Source organism: Jutongia huaianensis, from assembly GCF_014384985.1.
Lineage (GTDB): Bacteria > Bacillota > Clostridia > Lachnospirales > Lachnospiraceae > Jutongia > Jutongia huaianensis.
On sequence record NZ_JACRSX010000002.1, the window covers coordinates 250,226 to 271,043 of the forward strand.

The 20,818-nt window shown below is 43.4% G+C and carries 20 protein-coding genes and 1 riboswitch; of the genes, 19 read left to right on the plus strand and 1 reads right to left on the minus strand.

What is annotated here, in order from left to right:
* The first annotated feature begins 8 nt into the window (after positions 1–8).
* Positions 9–158: riboswitch (FMN riboswitch) on the plus strand.
* An 86-nt stretch (positions 159–244) separates the two neighbouring features.
* The 9 genes from H8704_RS03165 (at position 245) to tsf (ending at position 8,655) form a co-directional block, all read left to right on the plus strand.
* The gene (locus H8704_RS03165) at positions 245–904 is read left to right on the plus strand and encodes a riboflavin synthase (protein WP_249297303.1); all 660 of its coding nucleotides are present in this window, start codon (positions 245–247) and stop codon (positions 902–904) included.
* 25 nt (positions 905–929) lie between these two features.
* Complete coding sequence (locus tag H8704_RS03170; RefSeq protein WP_022464505.1) at positions 930–2,132, plus strand: bifunctional 3,4-dihydroxy-2-butanone-4-phosphate synthase/GTP cyclohydrolase II; 1,203 nt, start codon at positions 930–932, stop codon at positions 2,130–2,132.
* A gap of 78 nt (positions 2,133–2,210) precedes the next feature.
* Entirely contained in the window at positions 2,211–2,672 is a 462-nt protein-coding gene (gene ribH / locus H8704_RS03175; protein WP_022464504.1) for a 6,7-dimethyl-8-ribityllumazine synthase, read from the plus strand.
* Between the two features lie 10 nt (positions 2,673–2,682).
* Positions 2,683–3,177 (plus strand): YqeG family HAD IIIA-type phosphatase, encoded by a 495-nt coding sequence (locus tag H8704_RS03180; RefSeq protein WP_249297305.1) that lies wholly within the window; start codon positions 2,683–2,685, stop codon positions 3,175–3,177.
* 20 nt (positions 3,178–3,197) lie between these two features.
* Entirely contained in the window at positions 3,198–4,004 is an 807-nt protein-coding gene (locus tag H8704_RS03185) for a hypothetical protein (protein ID WP_022464502.1), read from the plus strand.
* A 334-nt stretch (positions 4,005–4,338) separates the two neighbouring features.
* Positions 4,339–5,025: a cell wall hydrolase gene (locus H8704_RS03190; RefSeq protein WP_249297306.1), complete on the plus strand. Its 687-nt coding sequence runs from the start codon at positions 4,339–4,341 to the stop codon at positions 5,023–5,025.
* A 197-nt stretch (positions 5,026–5,222) separates the two neighbouring features.
* The gene (gene thrC, locus H8704_RS03195; RefSeq protein ID WP_249297308.1) at positions 5,223–6,710 is read left to right on the plus strand and encodes a threonine synthase; all 1,488 of its coding nucleotides are present in this window, start codon (positions 5,223–5,225) and stop codon (positions 6,708–6,710) included.
* Positions 6,711–6,974: 264 nt separating this feature from the next.
* Positions 6,975–7,697, plus strand: a complete 723-nt coding sequence (gene rpsB / locus H8704_RS03200) for a 30S ribosomal protein S2 (protein WP_118678578.1) — start codon at positions 6,975–6,977, stop codon at positions 7,695–7,697.
* A gap of 28 nt (positions 7,698–7,725) precedes the next feature.
* Positions 7,726–8,655, plus strand: a complete 930-nt coding sequence (tsf, locus tag H8704_RS03205; RefSeq protein WP_022465569.1) for a translation elongation factor Ts — start codon at positions 7,726–7,728, stop codon at positions 8,653–8,655.
* A 189-nt stretch (positions 8,656–8,844) separates the two neighbouring features.
* Here the strand turns inward: tsf and H8704_RS03210 are convergent, their stop codons facing one another.
* Positions 8,845–9,732 carry a DegV family protein gene (locus H8704_RS03210; protein WP_249297310.1) on the minus strand — a complete coding sequence of 296 codons (888 nt, stop codon included), beginning with the start codon at positions 9,730–9,732 and terminating at the stop codon, positions 8,845–8,847.
* Positions 9,733–9,988: 256 nt separating this feature from the next.
* Between H8704_RS03210 and H8704_RS03215 the strand changes: the two genes are divergently transcribed.
* The 10 genes from H8704_RS03215 to H8704_RS03260 all read left to right on the plus strand — a co-directional run bounded on the left by H8704_RS03215 (position 9,989) and on the right by H8704_RS03260 (position 20,743).
* Positions 9,989–10,633: a YoaK family protein gene (locus tag H8704_RS03215; RefSeq protein WP_118678641.1), complete on the plus strand. Its 645-nt coding sequence runs from the start codon at positions 9,989–9,991 to the stop codon at positions 10,631–10,633.
* A 323-nt stretch (positions 10,634–10,956) separates the two neighbouring features.
* Entirely contained in the window at positions 10,957–12,321 is a 1,365-nt protein-coding gene (locus H8704_RS03220) for an Ig-like domain-containing protein (protein ID WP_249297313.1), read from the plus strand.
* A 107-nt stretch (positions 12,322–12,428) separates the two neighbouring features.
* A complete protein-coding gene (locus tag H8704_RS03225; RefSeq protein WP_249297314.1) occupies positions 12,429–13,307 on the plus strand; it encodes an Ig-like domain-containing protein in 879 nt (292 codons plus the stop codon).
* A 12-nt stretch (positions 13,308–13,319) separates the two neighbouring features.
* Entirely contained in the window at positions 13,320–14,912 is a 1,593-nt protein-coding gene (locus tag H8704_RS03230) for a hypothetical protein (protein WP_249297316.1), read from the plus strand.
* Positions 14,913–14,924: 12 nt separating this feature from the next.
* A complete protein-coding gene (locus H8704_RS03235; protein ID WP_022465574.1) occupies positions 14,925–15,659 on the plus strand; it encodes a CpsB/CapC family capsule biosynthesis tyrosine phosphatase in 735 nt (244 codons plus the stop codon).
* A 30-nt stretch (positions 15,660–15,689) separates the two neighbouring features.
* Positions 15,690–16,475, plus strand: a complete 786-nt coding sequence (locus H8704_RS03240; protein ID WP_249297317.1) for a YveK family protein — start codon at positions 15,690–15,692, stop codon at positions 16,473–16,475.
* A gap of 5 nt (positions 16,476–16,480) precedes the next feature.
* Entirely contained in the window at positions 16,481–17,218 is a 738-nt protein-coding gene (locus H8704_RS03245; protein ID WP_249297319.1) for a CpsD/CapB family tyrosine-protein kinase, read from the plus strand.
* A gap of 100 nt (positions 17,219–17,318) precedes the next feature.
* On the plus strand, positions 17,319–18,782 hold the full coding sequence (locus tag H8704_RS03250) for a sugar transferase (RefSeq protein ID WP_249297320.1): 1,464 nt from the start codon (positions 17,319–17,321) through the stop codon (positions 18,780–18,782).
* Positions 18,783–18,923: 141 nt separating this feature from the next.
* On the plus strand, positions 18,924–19,667 hold the full coding sequence (locus H8704_RS03255; protein WP_118689272.1) for a response regulator transcription factor: 744 nt from the start codon (positions 18,924–18,926) through the stop codon (positions 19,665–19,667).
* Positions 19,667–20,743 carry a sensor histidine kinase gene (locus tag H8704_RS03260; RefSeq protein WP_249297322.1) on the plus strand — a complete coding sequence of 359 codons (1,077 nt, stop codon included), beginning with the start codon at positions 19,667–19,669 and terminating at the stop codon, positions 20,741–20,743. The genes H8704_RS03255 and H8704_RS03260 overlap by 1 nt, the downstream gene beginning before the upstream one ends.
* Positions 20,744–20,818: the final 75 nt, after the last annotated feature.

The following is a 20,818-nucleotide window of genomic DNA, read 5'->3' on the forward strand; positions in this document are numbered from 1 at the left end:
GAACGTAAAGTAAACTTCGGGGCAGCGTGAAATTCGCGACCGACGGTATTTGTGTACAGAAGCTGTTTTTTTGACACATCAGCCCGTGAGTCATTTTTGTGACATGACTTGGTGAGATTCCAAGGCCGACAGTACAGTCTGGATGAGAGAAGTATTGATACATGATTTTTTGATGTCCCCGTTTTTGGCGGGGACTTTTTTCTTTCTTATAGAATACCCGAAGGTATCAGGAAAGGAGGAAAAGGTGTTTACAGGTATTATTGAAGAAGTGGGAACCATTGATTCTATTGCAGCAGGAGGTGAATCGGCGGTACTCACGGTGGCAGCTCATAAGGTACTGCAGGGAACGCAGATCGGCGACAGTATTGCAGTCAATGGTGTCTGTCTGACGGTAACCTCCATGCAAGGGGGAAAATTTCAGGCAGATGTGATGGCGGAAACATTGCGGAGAAGCTCGCTGGGATCTCTTCACAGAGGCAGTCAGGTGAATCTGGAGCGTGCAATGGCAGCCGATGGCAGATTTGGCGGTCATATTGTGGCGGGTCATATTGATGGCACCGGAACGATCCTTTCTACAAGAAAGGAAGGCAATGCCATGTGGGTGGAGATTGGGGCTCCGGAAGGAATACTGCGTTATATTATTGAAAAGGGCTCTATTGCCATTGACGGGATCAGCCTGACAGTGGCACTTCTCACAGACAAGAGCTTTTCCGTGTCAGTGATTCCTCATACAGGGGAGGAAACTACGCTGTTACACAAAAAGAAAGGCGATATTGTCAATCTGGAGAATGACCCGGTAGGAAAATATGTCGAGCGTTTTCTGACGATTCCTGCGGAGAAAACCAACGATACAACGCAGGAAAAGGGCATTACCCTGGAAATGCTTACAAAATATGGGTTCTAATGACAAATAGAAAGGCAAGAGGATTATGGAAACAAAGTTTAATACCATTGAAGAAGTGTTGGAAGATCTTCGTCAGGGAAAGATTGTTGTGATGATGGATGACGAGGATCGGGAAAATGAAGGGGATGTGATCTGTGCGGCAGAGTTTGCTACACTGGAAAATGTAAATTTTATGGCAAGTTATGCTAAGGGATTGATCTGTATGCCGATGTCGGAGGAGTATACCAATAAGCTGAATCTTCCGCAGATGTGTGCAGAAAATACAGACAATCATTGTACGGCATTTACAGTATCCATTGATTACAAGGATACTACTACAGGTATTTCTGCTTATGAGCGGGGGATCACGGCAAGAATGGTGGCAGACGACAATGCAAAGCCATCGGATTTTCGTCGTCCGGGCCATATGTTCCCACTTCTGGCAAAGAAGGGCGGTGTGCTGGAGCGTAACGGACATACGGAGGCAACCGTGGATCTTTGCAGACTGGCAGGCTTAAAGCCGGTGGGACTGTGCTGTGAGATTATGAAAGAGGATGGCACGATGGCAAGAACGCCGGATATTCTTGAGTTCGCAAAGGAGCATCAGTTAAAATGCGGCAGGATCGCAGATCTGATCCGGTACCGCAAGGAGCATGAGGTGCTGGTGGAGTGTGTGGCAAAGGCAAAGATGCCGACACGATATGGCCAGTTTACTATTTATGGTTATGTGAATAAACTCAATGGCGAGCATCATGTGGCGCTTGTCATGGGAGATATTACAGATGGCGAGCCGGTTCTGTGCCGTGTTCATTCCGAGTGTTTGACAGGAGATGCCCTTGGTTCGGCACGTTGTGACTGTGGCCAGCAGTACGATGCGGCAATGAAGATGATCGCCAAGGAGGGAAGAGGTGTTCTGCTTTATATGCGCCAGGAGGGAAGAGGCATTGGACTGATCAATAAGATCCGTGCTTATGAGCTGCAGGATCACGGACGCGATACAGTAGAAGCCAACCTGGAGCTGGGCTTCCCGGAGGATGCAAGAGATTATACAATAGGTACGCAGATTTTGGTGGATTTAGGAATTCATCAGCTTCGTCTGATGACAAATAATCCGGCGAAGGTATATGGCCTGGCCGGATATGATCTGGAGATTGTAGAGCGTGTGCCGATCGAGATGGAGCCTGGCAAATATGACAGCTTCTATCTGAAAACCAAAAAAGAAAAAATGGGACACATTTTGAAACTGTAGATGACTCAAACTTCCCACATCCAGTACGATGTGGGAAGTTTGAGTGAACGATATATATCATAGAAAAGGAGAATTATCATGAAAGTATTAGAGGGAAAAGTAGTATCAGAAGGAGCAAAAATTGGTATTGTAGCAGCACGTTTTAATGAATTTATCGTATCCAAACTGATTGCCGGAGCAAGGGATGGTCTGGTTCGTCACAATGTTGAGGATGATGATATTACATTGGCATGGGTGCCGGGAGCATTTGAGATTCCGGTCATGGCAAAGAAGATGGCAGAATCCGGTAAATATGATGCCGTAATCTGTCTTGGTGCCGTGATCCGTGGTGCCACAAGTCATTATGATTATGTCTGTGCAGAGGTATCCAAGGGGATTGCAAGTGTTTCTCTGGAGACCGGTATTCCGGTAATGTTTGGCGTTGTGACAACAGACAATATCGAGCAGGCCATTGAGCGTGCAGGTACAAAGGCAGGTAACAAGGGCTATGACTGTGCTCTCGGAGCGATTGAAATGATCAATCTGGCAAAGCAGATGTAAGGAGGAAACCATGTTTCAGCAGTTTTATCCCAGGGAAGAATATGATTCCACTTATGAGATTCCCTTTGAAATGTATTATCAAAAGGGATATCGGGGGGTTTTGTTTGATGTGGACAACACATTAGTAGAGCATGATCAGCCGGCAACAGCCCGTGCAGTAGAATTATTTGAGCATCTGCGGGAATTGGGCTTTCAGACCTGTGTGATTTCGAATAACAAGGATTACCGTGTGAAGCCCTTTGCGGATACGGTGAAAACTCCCTATGTGTTTAAAGCAGGAAAGCCGTCTCCGAGAGGATATCAGGAGGGGATGAAACGTATGCAGACTACGCCGGAAACAACGCTGTTTGTAGGAGATCAGATTTTTACGGATGTGTGGGGGGCAAATCGTGCCGGAGTTTATTCGATTCTGGTCAAACAGATTGCCAGACATGAGGAGATTCAGATCGTCTTGAAGCGTAAGCTGGAAAAAATCGTGCTAAGAAGTTATCGGAAACAAAAATAGGGAACCAGGAGGGAATGGATATGAAGCGGCTTCCGGGAGTTTTTCAGGCCAGGAAAAAGAACGGGGATATCTATTTTCGTTCCTCTGTGACATTTCGGGGAAAACATATCAGTCTCGGCAGCTTCGCTACGCAGGAGGAAGCGCACCGGACGTATACAATTGCGGCGAATCTTCTGAAATCAGAAATTCGTTTTTTGCCGGATGATTATCGTCCATGTGAGCTCCCCTTTTCCAAGTGGGTGGTTTTAAATAATTTCAAAAATAATGGACTTTATATCAAAACGCCTATTTATTTACAGGCAAATTATTTTGAATATTATCTTTCCAGAGAGGATGTCCTTCTTTTTGATGCGGATGATCTGTTTTATTATTCCCATCATTCGATCATGCGCCGGGGGGGTCATCTTTTTGTGGCAGATTATGGAATGCAGGTCAATATCGCATCCCGTTATGGGATCAAAAACTTTGCCGTGGAGAACCGGGATTATCGTTTTGTGAACGGCAATGATCACGATTACCGTTATGCTAATATTGAGATTCTGAATGCCTATCATGGAGTAACACGTCAGCCGGATGTGTATGCGGCGGTGTATGTGGCAAAGATTCATATTAATGGAGATCATATTATCGGTAGATATCCTACGGATACAGAGGCGGCTATTGCTTACAACAAAGCGGCGGATCTGCTGCAGGAAGCAGGAATCGGGATTCAGTATGCTTCCAATTATCTATCGGAGCTGTCGTCGGAGGAATATCACAGGATATATCGTGAAATATCTTTCGAGCCGCGTTTTTCCGGTTATATATCAGGATTGCAGTCGATATGAATAAAAATGCTTTCGGACAATTTATGGATTTTCCGGAGGCATTTTTATTTTGAGGGATTTTTTACAGAGCTGTAAGGAACAGGATCTTTGCAGAATTGTGTTTTTTGTCGAACAATGCCCGAATTTTTTTAGAAAAATCTGGAAATGAGTGTATAAAATTCATCAAATGTTACAAAAATATAAACTAATACGAATAAAAGATAAAATGTGAAAATATAATTTGTAATGTTTTTGTAACAAAATTCAAAATGGTTCATAAAATAAAGTATAAAAATGATAATGTCTCTGAGAGGCATTGTTGATATGAACCGGGAAAGGTTTGGTGAAGAATACCATGAGGAAAATAAAAGTTGTACGGGGAGTAGTGGTGATTGCAATCAGTGCAGGTCTTTCACTGTGGAATATGCAGTCTCAGGAAGTTGTTGCCCTGGCTCCGGTAAGCGAGCAGAGCGTCCTGCCGTCCCGGGTGCAACGGTGGCAGGACAGTCTGTCGGTGGCAGATACTGCGACAATGACATGTAAAATAAAAAAACTTGATCAGGTAAGATCGGTACGTGTGAAGGAGCATCAGTTAGAAGTAAAACGGATGAGAGAAGAGAGAGCAAGAAAGCAGAGAATGCTGGAAATACAAAAATGCTGTGGAGTCCGTATCAGCGAAAGTGACAGGACAGTTCTGGAAAAAATCGTTCAGGCGGAAGCGGGCAATCAGGATCATCAGGGCAAACTTCTGGTGGCAAATGTCATTTTAAACCGGGTGCGAAGCGGAAAATTTCCGTCCACTATACGGGAAGTGGTATTTGCTCCAAGACAGTTTTCGCCGATTTCGGATGGAAGTTATTCCAGAGCGGAAGCATCCGAGGATACCAGGAAGGCGGTGGATGAGGCACTGCATGGAGTGGATGGTTCCCGGGGAGCCTTGTATTTTATGGATCGGCGCTATGCCGATGGCGGCAATGTAAGCTGGTTTGACCGGAGTCTCACGAGATTGTTCCAGCATCAGGGGCATGAATTTTTTAAATAACAAAGATACCGGATGACAGCCTTGCAGCGTGGGATTTCGTCTCACGCTGTGAGTTGTGTCTTGAAATAAGGTCATTGATATGGTAAAATTTCTTCCAAAAGTATAGCGATGAAGCAATCTGTGACATCAACTGGTGGCGGATATCTTTTGAACCCGGCATTATTGCACCAGATCGCAGATCAGAATGGAGGAAAGACATGGAACCAATGTATAGAAGTACCAGAAGCGAAGGAAAGACAGTTACAGCATCTCAGGCTATTTTAAAGGGACTGGCAGAGGATGGAGGACTTTTTGTGCCAACAAGCATTCCGTCACTGGATAAGTCCTTTGCAGATATTGCAAAGCTGAATTATCAGGAGACTGCTTATGAGGTGATGAAAAAGTTCTTTACCGATTTTACAGAGGAGGAGCTGAAAAACTGTATTACAAAAGCTTACGATGACAAGTTTGATACAAAGGAGATCGCCCCTTTAGTAGAGAAGGATGGTACATATTATCTGGAGCTGTTCCATGGTGCAACCATCGCATTTAAGGACATGGCATTATCCATCCTGCCGCATCTTTTAACTACATCTGCCAAAAAGAATCACATCACCAATGAGATCGTGATCCTTACAGCAACATCCGGAGATACCGGAAAGGCAGCTTTGGCAGGTTTTGCGGATGTAGAGGGTACAAGCATTATTGTATTTTATCCAAAGAACGGTGTCAGCCGGATCCAGGAGCGTCAGATGGTAACACAGAAAGGGAAAAATACAAAGGTTGTTGGTATTACCGGTAACTTTGATGATGCCCAGAGCGGCGTAAAGGCTATGTTCAATAACAAGGAGCTTGCAAAGACCATGGCAGAGAAGGGATACCAGTTCTCTTCTGCCAATTCCATCAACATTGGACGTCTTGTGCCACAGGTTGTTTATTATGTATATTCTTATACACGTCTTTTGGGACAGGGTGTGGTTAAGGAAGGCGAGCCGGTGAACTTTGTAGTGCCTACCGGTAACTTCGGAAATATCCTTGCTGCATATTATGCCAAAAATATGGGAGTGCCGGTTGGGAAGCTGATCTGTGCTTCCAATGAAAATAAAGTCCTGTTTGATTTCTTTGAGACAGGTGTTTACGACAAGAACCGTGACTTTATCCTCACGACATCCCCATCTATGGATATTCTGATCTCCAGCAATCTGGAGAGACTGATCTTTAAGATCGCCGGAGAAAATGCAAAGGCAACGGCTGATATGATGAACTCTCTTGCTACCGATGGTAAATATGAGGTGACAGATGAGATGAAGGCACAGCTGAAGGACTTTGTCGGCGGCTGGGCAAGCGAAGAGGAATGTGCCGCAGAGATCAAGCGTGTTTATGACAAGACAGGTTATGTTATGGATACACATACTGCCGTTGCATCTGCTGTATATCATGCATATAAGGAAAAGACAGGTGATACGGCCAAAACAATTATTGCATCGACGGCAAGTCCTTATAAATTTGGAACAAGCGTTATGAGTGCCATTGATGAGAAGTACAAAGGAATGGATGATTTTGCGCTGATCGATGAGCTGGAAAAGGTATCCGGTACCAAGGTTCCAAAGGCAGTTGAGGAGATCAGGAGTGCACCGGTTCTTCACGATACTGTCTGTGAGACAGAAGATATGCAGAAGACCGTAGAGGGAATTCTCGGTCTGTAAAAGGGATAAAACCGGATCAGAGTATATAATTTATCTGTAATTTCCGGAAAAATGAGATAAAATCAAAAAAATGCCCGTTGACCCCTTGTCAACGGGCATTTTTTATGATAATCTACTCTAGTGTGTTTGCGGCTGGTTTGTCCGTAACGCATAAAAACAAGTAAACACATATGCGGATCACGCATTGGTGCCGTGCTCGCGGTCATGTGCCGGAATGGTTCCGGGAAGCATATGGAAGACATTAACCAATTGGAGGTAAACAAAATGAGCGTAATTTCAATGAAACAGTTACTGGAAGCAGGTGTACACTTCGGACATCAGACAAGAAGATGGAACCCGAAAATGGCTGAGTACATTTACACAGAGCGTAATGGTATCTACATTATCGATCTGCAGAAGTCTGTAGGAATGGTTGACACAGCTTACAATGCAGTAAAGGATATCGTTGCAAACGGTGGTGACATTCTTTTTGTAGGTACAAAGAAGCAGGCTCAGGATTCTATTAAGACTGAGGCAGAGCGTTGCGGTATGTACTATGTAAACGAGAGATGGCTCGGTGGTATGCTGACAAACTTCAAGACAATCCAGACTCGTATTAAGAGACTCAAAGAGATCGAGGCTATGTCTGAGGATGGTACATTTGATGTACTTCCTAAGAAGGAAGTAATCGGTCTGAAGAAAGAGTGGGAGAAGCTTGAGAAGAACCTTGGCGGTATCAAGGAGATGAAGAAGATCCCTGACGCTATCTTCGTTGTAGATCCTAAGAAGGAGAGAATCTGTATCCAGGAAGCACATACATTAGGTATTCCACTTATCGGTATCGCTGATACAAACTGTGATCCGGAAGAGTTAGATTATGTAATCCCAGGTAATGATGATGCGATCAGAGCCGTTAAGCTTATCGTTTCTACAATGGCTGACGCCGTTATCGAGGCAAATCAGGGTGAGTCAATGAGCGAGGATGTTCCGGCAGAGGATGCAGAATAATCAAAAATCATAAATGGAGGAAATCACAATGGCAATTACAGCTTCACAGGTAAAAGAGCTTAGAGAGATGACTGGTGCAGGTATGATGGACTGTAAAAAGGCATTAACTGCAACAGAGGGAGATATGGATCAGGCAGTAGAGTGGTTGAGAGAGAATGGTCTTGCAAAGGCTGCTAAGAAGTCCGGACGTATTGCAGCAGAAGGTATTGTTGCTGTTGACGTTGCTGAGGATGGCAAGGTTGCTTCTATCGTAGAGGTAAACAGTGAGACTGATTTCGTTGCAAAGAACGAGAAGTTCCAGGCATATGTTGCCGAGGTAGCTGCTCAGGCAAAGAATTCCAGCGCTGCAAGTCTGGAAGATTTTATGGCTGAGAAGTGGGCAGCAGAGGATGCTGGCACAGTTGAGGAGAAACTCAAGGCTATGATCGCCGTAATCGGTGAGAACATGAATATCCGTCGTTTCGAGAAGGTGACAACAGATGGTCTTGTTGTTCCTTATATCCATGGTGGCGGAAAGATCGGCGTACTTGTTGTTGCTGATACTGATTCTGACAGCGATGCAGTTAAGGAGTGCCTGAAGAACGTAGCAATGCAGGTTGCAGCTCTTCGTCCGCAGTATGTATCTACGGATGATGTAGATTCTGACTACAAGGAGCATGAGAAGTCAATCCTTCTTGCTCAGGCAAAGAACGATCCTAAGAATGCAAATAAGCCGGATGAGATCATTGAGAAGATGATCACAGGCCGTCTGAATAAAGAGCTCAAGGAAGTTTGTCTTCTGGAGCAGGAGTACTTCAAGGGCGAGAACAAAGAGTCTGTTGGCAAGTATGTAGAGTCTGTTGCTAAGGCAGAGGGATGCAAGCTTGTTGTAACGAAGTTCATCCGTTTTGAGACCGGTGAGGGAATCGAGAAGAAGGAAGAGGATTTCGCAGCAGAGGTTGCTGCTCAGATGCGGTAATCAGTATTACAATATTATAGAAATTATAAAGTTCCATAGGCACTTATGGTTATAGTGCTTATGGAACTTTTTTAGTGTATAGGAAAATGCTCGTAGCGTAGAGGGGAGCCAACGAGCATTGCGAAGCAATTCTTGGAGGGCAAAACGCTGGTTTTGCCCTTTTTTATAATTCTCTATTTCAGCCATCTATCATTCGGTACGTTCCTTGCCCCAGAAGAACAGTGCCACGGTTCCCGGACCGGTATGGCTTCCAATCGTAGTACCGATATAGTTGATCACTACATGACCCTTTAAGTGAGGAAATGCGGCTTCGATCTTATCGGCAACTGCCTTTGCGTCATCATAGCATTCAGACTGGGAAATAAAACATTTATCAGCGTAATCCAGACCATTCTCTGCATTTTCTTTCATACAATCGACAATGGCATTGATCACCTTTTTTTTCGTGCGGATCTTGTAGCGGGGAATCAGATGACCGGTATTATTTACGTTTAACAATGGGCAGATACCAAGAACAGTACCTATGGCACCGGATGTCTTAGAAATCCGGCCTCCCTTTACATAGAAGGAAAGATCCGTGGAAAAGAACCAGTGCTGGGCATTTAACCGGTGATCCAGAGCATATTGGCGAACCTCTTCGATATCCTTTCCTTCGTCCCGCAGATCTGCAAGCTTATCCATCAGCAGACCATAACCGGAGGAAGCGGCCAGAGAATCTACAATATAGATCCTGCGGTCCGGAAATTCTTCCCGGAGAGTATCTGCCGCAATATTAGCGGAGTTGATCGTCCCGGAAATGCCGGAGGACAATGTCAGATGAAGAATATCAAGTCCCTGTTCCAAAAATTTACGAAAATAGGCTTCGTATTCCTCAGCATTTACCTGGGATGTCTTTGTGCTGGAACCGGTTGCCATACGGTGATAAAAATCCTTGAAATCCATAGACTGTCCCAGATCGTCAGAATAACTCACACCGTCCAGCTCGTAATGGAAACAGATGTAAGAAATCCCGCGTGATTCAAATTGCTCCTTTGACAGATCGGCCGTGGAGCAACAGCTCAAAATATATTTGTTCATAAATATCCTCCTTATATAATAAGAACATTATCTGCATAATTATATAAATTGTACCATATAATCTGGCGAGATACAAATAACTTCTATGTATTCTTTGATAGGGGAATCTTATAAAGGAAGGCATTGACAGAAACCTTGTGCGTGATATACTTCAAAGGGCTTAAAAACGCTATGCAATATGCAATAGGAAGAAAAGAGGTTGTTATCATTGAAACAAAAGAAGTCACGGCTTGCAGAGGTCTTGCCGGAGCGTCAGATGTCGGAGGCGTTTATCAATTCATTTTTTCTGGCATTATCCGGAGGTTTTCAGGATGCGTATACTTATAACTGCAGAGATGAAGTGTTTTCCAATGCACAGACAGGAAATGTGGTACTGATGAGCCAGCATTTTATGGAAGGAAGGTGGCAGGAGGGGCTTCGCTATCTGTTGCCGCTTTTATCCTTTGCTATGGGAGTTTTTCTGGCGGAAAATGTACAGTATCGTTTCCGTAATGCAAAAAAGATTCACTGGCGTCAGGGAATTCTTCTGGCTGAGATTGTTATTTTGGCATTGGTGGGATTTATTCCCCGGACATACAATATGACAGCAACGATTCTTGTATCCTTTGCATGTGCAATGCAGGTACAGTCGTTCCGCAAGGTGGGAGGTTATTCTTATGCCAGTACTATGTGTATCGGTAATCTCCGCAGCGGTATGGCGGCATTGTCTTTCTATGTAAGAGAACACCGCCGGGAACAGCTTCGCCAGATGGGGTATTATTTCGGAGTGATCGGTACATTTGCTGTAGGAGCAGGCATTGGAGGTATCTGTTCTCATTTATATGGGATTCACGTTATCTGGATATCCTGTCTGCTTTTATTGGTAAGTTTTATAGTAATGTCTTTGGAAAAACTCAAATGATTGTGCAGACTTATCGTAATAAATGGGAAATCCTGTAAATTGTGTCATGTAAATGTCATATGTCACGATAACGCATGTGCAGTTTGTCTATTTTTGAGATAATTTAGGAATATTTATAGATGAATTTCACAAAAGTAATGAAATCTATTGAGCGACCTTGACATTTAAATTTTTATCTACTAAAATAAACTTCGAAAATTGTTATTACAAACAACGAAATGCCTATCATTTAAAATACCGTATGGAGAAGAGATATGATATGTATCCGGTCTCAGACTGGTATACTGAGGGTGAGGGGCATCAAAATGTTAGGAGGAAAAAAGATGAGAAGTAAGACAATCAAAAAAATCATTGCAGCAGCAGTAGTTGCAGCAATGGGAATCACATCAATCGTTCCTGCAGCACCAGCTCAGGCAGCTGCTAAGACAAAGAAGCTCACAGTAAAGACAAAGAAAATCACTCTTTACAAGGGCGCAGCAGCAGGATATGGCTCAATGAAGCTGAAGGTAACTGTAAAGCCTAAGAAAGCTAAGGTTACATACAAGATCAACAAGAAGAAGATCGCTTCTGTTTCTAAGAAGGGCGTTGTAAAGGCTAAGAAGCCAGGTAAGGCTAAGATTACAGTTAAGTCCGGCAGCAAGAAAGTTGTTGTTAAGGTAGTAGTTAAGAAGATCAAGAAGAAAGTAACAAAGGTTACTGCACCAAAGAACGTAACAGTTAAGGTTGGTGCTAAGCAGAAGATTAAGACATCTGTAAAGCCTAAGAAGGCAACTCTTAAGAAGCTTACATTTAAGTCAAGCGCTAAGAAGATCGCAAAGGTAAACGCTAAGGGTGTTATCACAGGCGTTAAGGCTGGTAAGGCTAAGATCACAGTTAAGGCTGTTGATGGAAGCAAGAAGAAAGCTACAGTATCTGTAGTTGTTACAGCCGGAGCTGTTGCAACATCTCCAGCAATTACAACTGGTCCTGCTGTTACAGCAAAGGTAGCTCCAAGTGCAACAGTAGCACCTACAACAAATGTACCTGCAACAAATGCACCTGCAACAACAGCACCAGCAGAGACAAAAGCTCCTACAACAACAGCACCAGCAGAGACAACAGCTCCTGCTCTGAAACCTGTTGAGGTACCGGAACTTGCTGATGGTGAGTCTTACAAGGTTACATTTGGTAAGGATACACTGAATGTTTCTAAGGATGATATTGAGGCAGTAGCTTCTGCTTTCAATCAGAAGGCTGACAAGATCAAGGCTAACCTTGCAAAGGATCTTGCAGAGAAAGCTAACAATTTTATTGCTAAGGCATATGATTCTAAGACTGCTTCTGTAGCAGTTAAGGGTCTGACATACAGCAAAGAGGCTGGTTCTGACACAGTATATGTTGAGAAGAACGGTAAGAAGGTAGCGGTTAAGACAACTGTTAAAGATGACGTTGTTTCCGTAGCTGCAACTGGTGACAAGAACTTCTCACTGGATGTTAAGGGATCTGCTAAGGAATGCACAGTAAGCAATGTTGTAATCGGTGGTGAGAAATTCGAGGGAACATTCGCTGTAGCAACTGAGATTTCTGATGACAACACTGTAACAATTACAGTAGCTGATACCGCTAAGCTTGTTGTTGATAAGAACGGTAACATTAAGGAACTGAGTGTTGCTGAGAAATATGCTAAGGATTTGAAGATTAGTAAATAATTCCCAAGCGTAATAAGAAAGAAAACACAGACAGGATCGTTGCGTTTGTAACGATCCTGTTTTCTTGAAAAAATGATTGTAAATACTTCGAAATGGAGATATAATTGATGAATGTAGGGAAAAAGATATTGTGTGGTATGATAACCCTGTGTTTGATCGGTCAGAGCTTGGGTGGAATTAATGTTGCAGCTGCAAAGTCAAATGCGGTAAAGTTGAATATAACGAAAAAAAAGATTTCTGTCGGAAGCAGTTTTCAGCTTAAGGTAAAGGGAAAGGTTTCGCGAAAGACAGTTGTGACATGGAAGAGCAGCAATAAAAAGATTGCAGTCGTTTCCCAAAAAGGAAAAGTGACGGGAAAAAAGGCCGGAAAAACTCAAATTACCGTTACGGTTGGTGGAAACAATAAAAAAGCGGTTTGTAAGGTGACCGTTCAAAAGAAAAAAAATTCTTCCTCAAAACCGGTAACTACATTGACACCTGATTCGAATGTTGTTCCATCGTCACCTGTACCGGGAGTGGCAGATAATCCAACAGTGTCACAGGCACCCGCATCTACAGCATCACCGGAAGCAAGTGCGAAGACAGCGGATTCTTCGGTACTGGTAGTATCGGAAAGTCTTGTGGAGCTTGATGGCGAAATCATGACAGCATATCTTGTCAATAAAAATTACAGCGGGAATATTTCAGTGAGTCTGAATGGAAAAAATTATACACACAGTGATAAGATAAGTGGTAAGGATCTTTTGGTAATGCTGGCATTAACATACACTCCAAATGAGCCTAAGGTGAATCATGAGGGGACAATCAGTTTGTACCGTGGTGAAGAGGATGAGTACTGGACTGTGGAGGATATGGAATTAAATAAGAAATATTATTTAAAAGCAATCCGGACAAACACGCTGGATCCATCCTGGGCAGATTGCGGTGTGATCTATGTCAAAGGTGATGTACGCACAGAAGTGGGATTTCAGACAAATACACAATAGGAAAGGGAAGTTATGAAGCATAAGATTACTGGATTAATAATTGGATTAGCGGCATTTGCTCTTACAGCAGTGACAGTGCACGCTGGAGAGATCAATGCCAATGAGCAGAGTGTGATATCTGCTGTGTCACAGTCATTTTCTTATAATGGTGCCACATATGTGGTTAAGAGCAGTTATATTGCTCAGGGAAAAGCTAAGCTGGCAGAGGATGAAGTGGATCTCTCGGCTTCGCAGGCGCAGGGGTATATTTCACAGTTTCATGGAAGTTATCAGGAACTGGTAGAGGAAGGCTATTGTGATCTGATTTCCGGGACACCATCGAATGACAGTGAAGATGCAGAGCCACAGCATTCCAAGAAAACTTCAGAGGCCAATAAGCTATTGTTGAAGAGTATTTTAGGAAAGCCGGGCAGCGCAGAGAAGAATCAGAAAAAGCAGGAAACGGATGAGTTTGATAGTCAGGCAACTCCAATCGTGACGGAGACTCCGGCAGGAGTGGACGATACCTGGGACAAAGAGCAGGATCTCGGCAACTCTATTACTTTTGAAAAGACAGATAAGTCCCATGCAAAAAATGGAGAGGTGACAATCTCCGGAAACGGAACAAAATTTTCCATAGATAATAAGAGTGATGATCAGAAAAGCTCTGATACTAAAGTACAGAAGGCAAGCGATAATTTTATCAGCCAGATCGTACATATTTCCTTATGGAAGATTATATTCTGGGTTGTATTGGGCTTAACGGTTGCAGCGATTGCAGCAGTTTTATACTATGTGATCAAAGTCAAAGGCCATCATAGAAAGAAGAGAGGCCTGCGCCGGGGAATTGCGATTGGTGTTGGTGTGTGTGCCAGTGGCTGGGCATTTCTTTTGATGCTTGCACTGGGATTATATTTTGGTATATATAATAACAATTCGATCCAGCGTCAGATGATGGAAAGTGATTACTTCCTGGGTGTGACACAGATGATCCGTGAAACGGCACAGGAACAGCTGGAAGATGCGGGATATGATGGAAAGATTGCAACGGAGGTTTTCTCACTTTCCAGTGTTTATATCGAGGAAAAGCAGTATATCAATAAAGTGCTGGCCGGTCAGGAAGATGCACAGATTTCTACAGAGGGCATTCAGGATGCATTAAATACAGAGGTGATCGGAAAGGATGCAGCAACCAATGAGAAGATGGTCGAAGAGTTAAAAGAGACTTATACAGATATGCTTCAGTTTAATTTGGGTAAAGTGATCTATCAGAGCAGACAGTCATTTACAGGCTGGTTCTATCTGACAACGATAGTCAGTATTATTATGCTTCTGGTATTATTCATTCTGACTTGTCGTTTATATGGCTATCCGCATAAGTCGGCACGCGTTATGTGTATTGCGATATTGGTATCGTCATGTCTGATCAGTGGTGGTGCTGTAGCAGCAAGGGCATTGAAGATTACCAGCAAAATCATGGCAACGCCGGTATATTATCTGCAGTTTTTGCAGAAGTATGCAGCCTGGAGCATCAATGTGTTGATGTATGTGGGATGTCTTGGCATTCTTGTGGCAATCGCACTTGTGATCTGGAAACGTTATCTGCATACTATTTATGCAGAGTAAGGAGGACAAAGGATGGAAACCGGGTTTTATGACATTCATACGCATATCTTACCAGGAGTAGACGACGGTTCCAAAAGTCCGGAAGAATCAAAGCAGATGCTTCAGATGGCATACGATCAGGGTGTACGTCATATTGTGGCAACTCCGCATTTTTCTGTAAATGGAAAGAATCACCCGGTAGAGGAGCTGCAGGATAAATTAAAGCTTCTTCGCCAGATGGCGGCAGAAATTGATCCTTCCTTTACGGTGGATTTGGGAAATGAACTGTTAAATGGTCCGGGGATCATAGAAGAGCTGAAGAGCGGACAAGCATTAACCATGGCGGGGACGCGTTATATTTTGGTGGAATTTTTGCCATCAGATAAGTATCATGTATTATATCAGTCTCTTCATGAGTATATTATGGCCGGGTATATTCCTATCGTTGCCCATATGGAAAGATATGAAGCGTTATATAAGAATTATGACCATATCGAGGAACTGGCAAAGATGGGATGCTATTTTCAGATGAATACGGAAAGTATCGTTGGAGGCTTTTTGCAGCGCCGGGCAGCATATCACAGACGTCTGATACTGGATGGATATATTCAGTTTATGGGGAGTGACTGTCACGGAACGGATCATCGTAAACCATTAATGAAAGATGCACTGCGATATTTTGGACAGAATCCGGAAGCAGAACGCAGACTGGAAAGGGTTCTGGTAAAATATCCTGTAACAATGCTGGATGATAAGTATATTGATTAATCGGGAGATTAGAAAGATAAGAGGGAATCTATGGAAAAACAGCAAGACGAAGAAATCGAAATTGATTTATTGGAACTTTTTGGAGTGGTACGTGCCAGATGGTTCAGTATTTTAATGACTGGAATTATTCTGGCTGCGGTAGCAGGAATTGGAACTTTGTTTCTGGTGACGCCAAAGTATCAGTCCACATCAAAGCTTTATATTGTAGGTCAGACATCTGCACTGACATCGTTATCAGATCTGCAGGCAGGATCCCAGTTGACACAGGATTATATGATTCTGGTACAGAGCCGTCCGGTGTTGGAAACGGTAATCGACAATCTGAGACTTGATATGGAATACGAGTCATTAAAAGAGATGGTTGCATTAAATAACCAGTCCGATACCCGTATTCTGGATATTACAGTGACGGCAGATGATCCGTATATGGCAAAGGAGATCGTAGATGAGGTCAGTCAGGTCTCTGTGTCCAGAATTGCATCTATTATGAATGTAGATGAGCCGACAACTGTAGAGTATGGTCATCTGGAAAACAGCCCAAGCAGCCCGAATGCAAAGAAAAACATAGCAATCGGAGGTTTGTTGGGGCTGGTAGCCAGTGCGGCAGTCATTATTATTCTGTATCTGCTGAACGATACCATCTGCAGTGAGGATGATGTACAGAAATATCTTGGCCTGAACACTCTTGGTTTGATCCCAATTGAGGAAGGTGCCATGGAGCAGATGATGAAGGATAAAAGAAAGCGTAAAGGCCATTCCGGTGGATTATGGAATCGTTTACTCTTAGGAAATCGTTCCAGGAAAGGAAATGGGTGAGAAGAATGGCAAAAGTTTTATTTGAGGGTCGGAAAGAGTTAGATTATCGTGTGAACGAGGCGTATAAGTCGCTTCGGACAAATGTGCAGTTCAGCGGCACAGATGTTCAGGTAATTGATTTTACCAGTTGTACTCCGAATGAAGGAAAAAGTAGTGTCAGCTTCAATCTGGCAGTTTCCTTTGCGGATAGTGGCAAGCGTGTTGTGATGATTGATGCGGATATGAGAAAGTCCGTTCTGGCAGGCCGATACAAGGTTGGTGGAGTAGAGGCTGGTCTGGCACATTATTTGTCTGGACAAAAGACATTGGATGAAGTATGTTTAAAAACAGATATTGAGGGGATGGATATTATCTTTTCCGGTCCGTTTGTACCAAATCCGGCAGAGCTTTTGGAGAGTCAGAATTTTCATGATCTGGTGCAGTATTGTAGAGAACATTATGATTATGTGCTGATTGATACACCGCCGTTAGGATCTGTTATTGACAGTGCAATCGTGGCAAAGGAATGCGATGGGGCGATCATTGTTATTGAGGCGGATGCTGTCAGCTATCGTTTTGTACAGAATGTAAAGAACCAGCTTGCAAAGAGCGATGTAAAGATCCTTGGAACAGTATTAAATAAGGTGCCAATGGGCAATGGTAAATACGGCTATGGAAAGTATGGCAAGTACGGTTACGGCAAATATGGTAAGTATGGTGAGTATGGAGACTATGGCGCATATGGTCATGATGGCGACAAGTAATTAGTATATAAAAGCGTAAGATAGGGTTTGATTCAAAGGATATAGTAACAGAAATGTTGCGGCAGTCGTAGTAATGTATAAGATCATGGGAGGTAGATTATTGTACGTTAGAAGAGAAAAAAGCTGGTTAAAGCATATTGATTTTGCAGTTTTAGATATTTTCTGTATTATAGTGACATTTTATATTGGCTATATATTCAGACATGGTATTGGCAGTGATTTTACAACATATTACTGGAGACTTCTTTGTATTCTGGTCGTACTGGATATCAGCGTTTCTTTGATCCGGTCCAGTCATAAGTCGATTGTTCGTCGAAGTTATCTGCGGGAAATGCTGGACACGGTGACACATTGTGTTACTGTGGACGGTCTGGCTTTGTTCTTTTTGTTTTTGGTACAGGAAACAGGCATTTATTCCAGAGAGTCTTTGTTGATTTATTTCGTGCTGCATAATATTGCAACATATGTGGCACGTTGCCTGCATAAGCATGCGCTTCGTAAGAAAATGACGAGCAATCCCGATGTGGAACAGATGCTGATCCTGACAAACCGGGAAGGCGCAGAACAATGCGTGAGGGAGCTTTCTCAGGATGAATATCGTAATTATCAGGTTGTAGGTGTTGTACTTATGGATGATATTTATGAAGAAGAAAACACCCCGCAAGAGAGTGAGTTGAATCCTGCCGTAAAAGAAGCGGCAGCCACGGAGGAGATTGCCGGTGTACCGGTTGTATCAAATTATAACGGTGTACGGGACTATCTGATGGAGCATGTTGTGGACAGTGTATTTTTGAATCTGCAGCTTGACAGTAAAAAAAGTCGCAGGTTAAACAACGAGTTGATCCGTGCCGGAGTGACAGTACATATCAACCTGGTACGCGTGCCGGATGATATTCCCAACAGAACTGTGGAGCGTCTTGGCAATTATACGGTTCTGACAACGGGACTTCGCCTGGCAAGTGCCCGCCAGATTATGATGAAACGGCTGCTTGATATAGCCGGAGGACTGGTGGGAAGTCTGCTCACTGCTCTGGTAAGTGTGTTTATCGGGCCGTTCATTTATTTCCAGTCACCGGGACCGATTTATTTTAAACAGAAGCGTGTCGGTAAAAACGGCAGAACATTTGAAATCTATAAGTTCCGCTCTATGTATATGGATGCAGAGGAGCGAAAAAAAGAACTGATGCAGCAAAACGAGATGGATGGTCTTATGTTTAAAATGAAGGATGATCCGCGTATTATCCCAATTGGCCACTTCATACGCAAATATTCCATTGATGAGCTTCCACAGTTCTTTAATGTACTGAAGGGAGATATGAGTATTGTCGGGACAAGACCGCCGACAGTAGATGAATATGAGCAGTATCAGGTACATCATCGTGGAAGACTTGCATCAAAGCCGGGAATTACCGGATTATGGCAGGTCAGTGGGCGTAATCAGATTACCGATTTTGAAGAGATAGTGGAACTTGACACAGATTATATTATGAGATGGTCTGTGGTAGAAGACATTCGTATTATATTAAAAACAGTGCGCCTGGTCATTCATGGGGATGGCGAGTGATCAGATTGTTTATTGTAATGTAGTATGGTTGGACATATTAAGGTTATTGTATATGAAAAGTGAGTTTTTGAGGTGAGTCGCTGCAAAAACTCACTTTTTTCAAAATAAGAAATTATGGACCGGCGGAAAGGAGAAAGGATCATGGGAGCAAAAATATTATTTGTTGAAGATGATGAAGCATTGGCAATGGGAACCTCGTATGTATTGGAAAGTGAAGGGATGCAGGTGATCCGGGTGGACGATTGCCAATCCGCCAAAAGACTCTGGAGTGGAAAGGAGGATCAGGTATTTGATCTGGTACTTCTGGATGTGATGCTGCCGGATGGAGACGGATTTGCCCTGTGTCAATGGTTGAAATCGGAGCAGGAGGATATTCCGGTTATATTTTTGACTGCATTGGAGGATGAGGGGAATGTGGTGCATGGTCTGCAGTATGGGGATGATTATGTAACGAAGCCTTTTCGGACGAAAGAGCTTGTGGCACGCATTTTGGCGAATATCAGAAAATATAAGATACCGGACACGGGAATAAGAAATGGAATGACAGCATCGGAGGAAGGTGTATATCAAAATGGAGAGCTTTGTCTGAATGAAAAGGAAATGCTGGTATATCGAAATAAAGAAAGAATCGAACTGACCAGAAGCGAATACCGGCTTTTTCAGATACTGATCCATCATGCCGGACAGATATTGACAAGAGAACAGCTGATGGAACAATTGTGGTCTGTTGATGAAGCTTTTGTTGACGATAATACATTATCTGTCTATATGAGACGTCTCCGCCAAAAGCTTGGCTGCGATGAAGAAAAATCTTATATCTCTACGATCCGGGGAGTGGGGTATCGGATGGAGCTGGCAGGTCGTGAGAGGGAGGGGAGAATATAATGTTTCAGGAAAGCTGTGTAAAAGGATATTTATGGAAAAGCCTTGTACTGACGGGGGGAAGCGGGTTTGTTTTTTTTCTGCTTGGCAGATTCCTTTGCGGATTTTCTGTGGATATCAGTGGGATTACGGCGGTATCGGCCGGTCTGATCTGTTTGTGGCTGTATGGGGGCTTGTCTTTGAAAAGATTATGCGGTCAGGTGGATCAGGTGGGAGATATTTTTGATGAAATCCTGGCAGAAAGCTCTATGGAGGAAACAAGGAGAAGAACAGAAGATGTCTGGAAAAAACGACTTCCTCATCCACTGGATGAAGGAGCAGTCGGAAGATTGGAAAGTCATATTCTGAAAAGTGCGTATGTGCTGGGACAGCGGGAAAGTGGTCATGTGAAGGAGCAGAATTATCTCAAGGAAATGATGACAGATATTTCTCACCAGATCAAGACACCACTTGCTTCTTTGCAGGTTTTTCTGGAGATTTTTGAGCGTAACCTGACACAGGAGAAGCTTCAGATCATGGTGACACAGGCGCAGGATCAAGTTGAGAGGATTCATTGGCTGGTCATGGGACTTTTGAAGCTGACACAGCTGGAATCGGGGATGCTTCCAATTGAAAAGTCTTCCAATGATCTTGGAGTGATGCTGCGGGAATGTGCAGAGAGAGTGATCACCGGTTTTCCGGAAAAACAAATACACATAAAATTTCAGGGACCGGAGCATTGTAGTTTCTTATGTGAGAAGGAATGGCTCACGGAGGCATTTCAAAATCTGATCAAAAATTGCTGTGAGTTTAGTCCTGCGGGAGGAGAAATAATGATCTGCTGGACCAAAACGCAAATGGCACTGACGGTACAGATTATGGACCGGGGACCGGGAATATCAATGGAAGAGCTGCCAAAGATCTTTAACCGGTTTTATCAGGTAAAGGGAAGCAAAGAGCAGCATCAGGAGCATAAGGGGGTGGGGATCGGTTTATCCCTGGCAAAGGAAATTATTGAGAGGCAGAAGGGATCACTGGTGGCTTACAGCAGTACAGAACCACCTACCTTTACGCGGTTTGAGGCTGTTTTTATGATTTAAAATATAATGAATGAATCTTACAAAACTGTAAGATTCCATTCATGGGAATGTAAGAAGGTTCTGATAAGATAATTA

What these genes read in the sequence shown, in the direction of transcription:
- rpsB (WP_118678578.1), top strand. Translation starts at nt 6,975, where the DNA reads ATGAGCGTAATTTCAATGAAACAGTTACTGGAAGCAGGTGTACACTTC.
- tsf (WP_022465569.1), top strand. Translation starts at nt 7,726, where the DNA reads ATGGCAATTACAGCTTCACAGGTAAAAGAGCTTAGAGAGATGACTGGT.
- H8704_RS03220 (WP_249297313.1), top strand. Translation starts at nt 10,957, where the DNA reads ATGAGAAGTAAGACAATCAAAAAAATCATTGCAGCAGCAGTAGTTGCA.
- H8704_RS03230 (WP_249297316.1), top strand. Translation starts at nt 13,320, where the DNA reads ATGAAGCATAAGATTACTGGATTAATAATTGGATTAGCGGCATTTGCT.
- H8704_RS03235 (WP_022465574.1), top strand. Translation starts at nt 14,925, where the DNA reads ATGGAAACCGGGTTTTATGACATTCATACGCATATCTTACCAGGAGTA.
- H8704_RS03255 (WP_118689272.1), top strand. Translation starts at nt 18,924, where the DNA reads ATGGGAGCAAAAATATTATTTGTTGAAGATGATGAAGCATTGGCAATG.
- H8704_RS03240 (WP_249297317.1), top strand. Translation starts at nt 15,690, where the DNA reads ATGGAAAAACAGCAAGACGAAGAAATCGAAATTGATTTATTGGAACTT.
- H8704_RS03215 (WP_118678641.1), top strand. Translation starts at nt 9,989, where the DNA reads ATGTCGGAGGCGTTTATCAATTCATTTTTTCTGGCATTATCCGGAGGT.
- thrC (WP_249297308.1), top strand. Translation starts at nt 5,223, where the DNA reads ATGGAACCAATGTATAGAAGTACCAGAAGCGAAGGAAAGACAGTTACA.
- ribH (WP_022464504.1), top strand. Translation starts at nt 2,211, where the DNA reads ATGAAAGTATTAGAGGGAAAAGTAGTATCAGAAGGAGCAAAAATTGGT.
- H8704_RS03180 (WP_249297305.1), top strand. Translation starts at nt 2,683, where the DNA reads ATGTTTCAGCAGTTTTATCCCAGGGAAGAATATGATTCCACTTATGAG.
- H8704_RS03190 (WP_249297306.1), top strand. Translation starts at nt 4,339, where the DNA reads ATGAGGAAAATAAAAGTTGTACGGGGAGTAGTGGTGATTGCAATCAGT.
- H8704_RS03210 (WP_249297310.1), bottom strand. Translation starts at nt 9,732, where the DNA reads ATGAACAAATATATTTTGAGCTGTTGCTCCACGGCCGATCTGTCAAAG.
- H8704_RS03185 (WP_022464502.1), top strand. Translation starts at nt 3,198, where the DNA reads ATGAAGCGGCTTCCGGGAGTTTTTCAGGCCAGGAAAAAGAACGGGGAT.
- H8704_RS03170 (WP_022464505.1), top strand. Translation starts at nt 930, where the DNA reads ATGGAAACAAAGTTTAATACCATTGAAGAAGTGTTGGAAGATCTTCGT.
- H8704_RS03245 (WP_249297319.1), top strand. Translation starts at nt 16,481, where the DNA reads ATGGCAAAAGTTTTATTTGAGGGTCGGAAAGAGTTAGATTATCGTGTG.
- H8704_RS03260 (WP_249297322.1), top strand. Translation starts at nt 19,667, where the DNA reads ATGTTTCAGGAAAGCTGTGTAAAAGGATATTTATGGAAAAGCCTTGTA.
- H8704_RS03225 (WP_249297314.1), top strand. Translation starts at nt 12,429, where the DNA reads ATGAATGTAGGGAAAAAGATATTGTGTGGTATGATAACCCTGTGTTTG.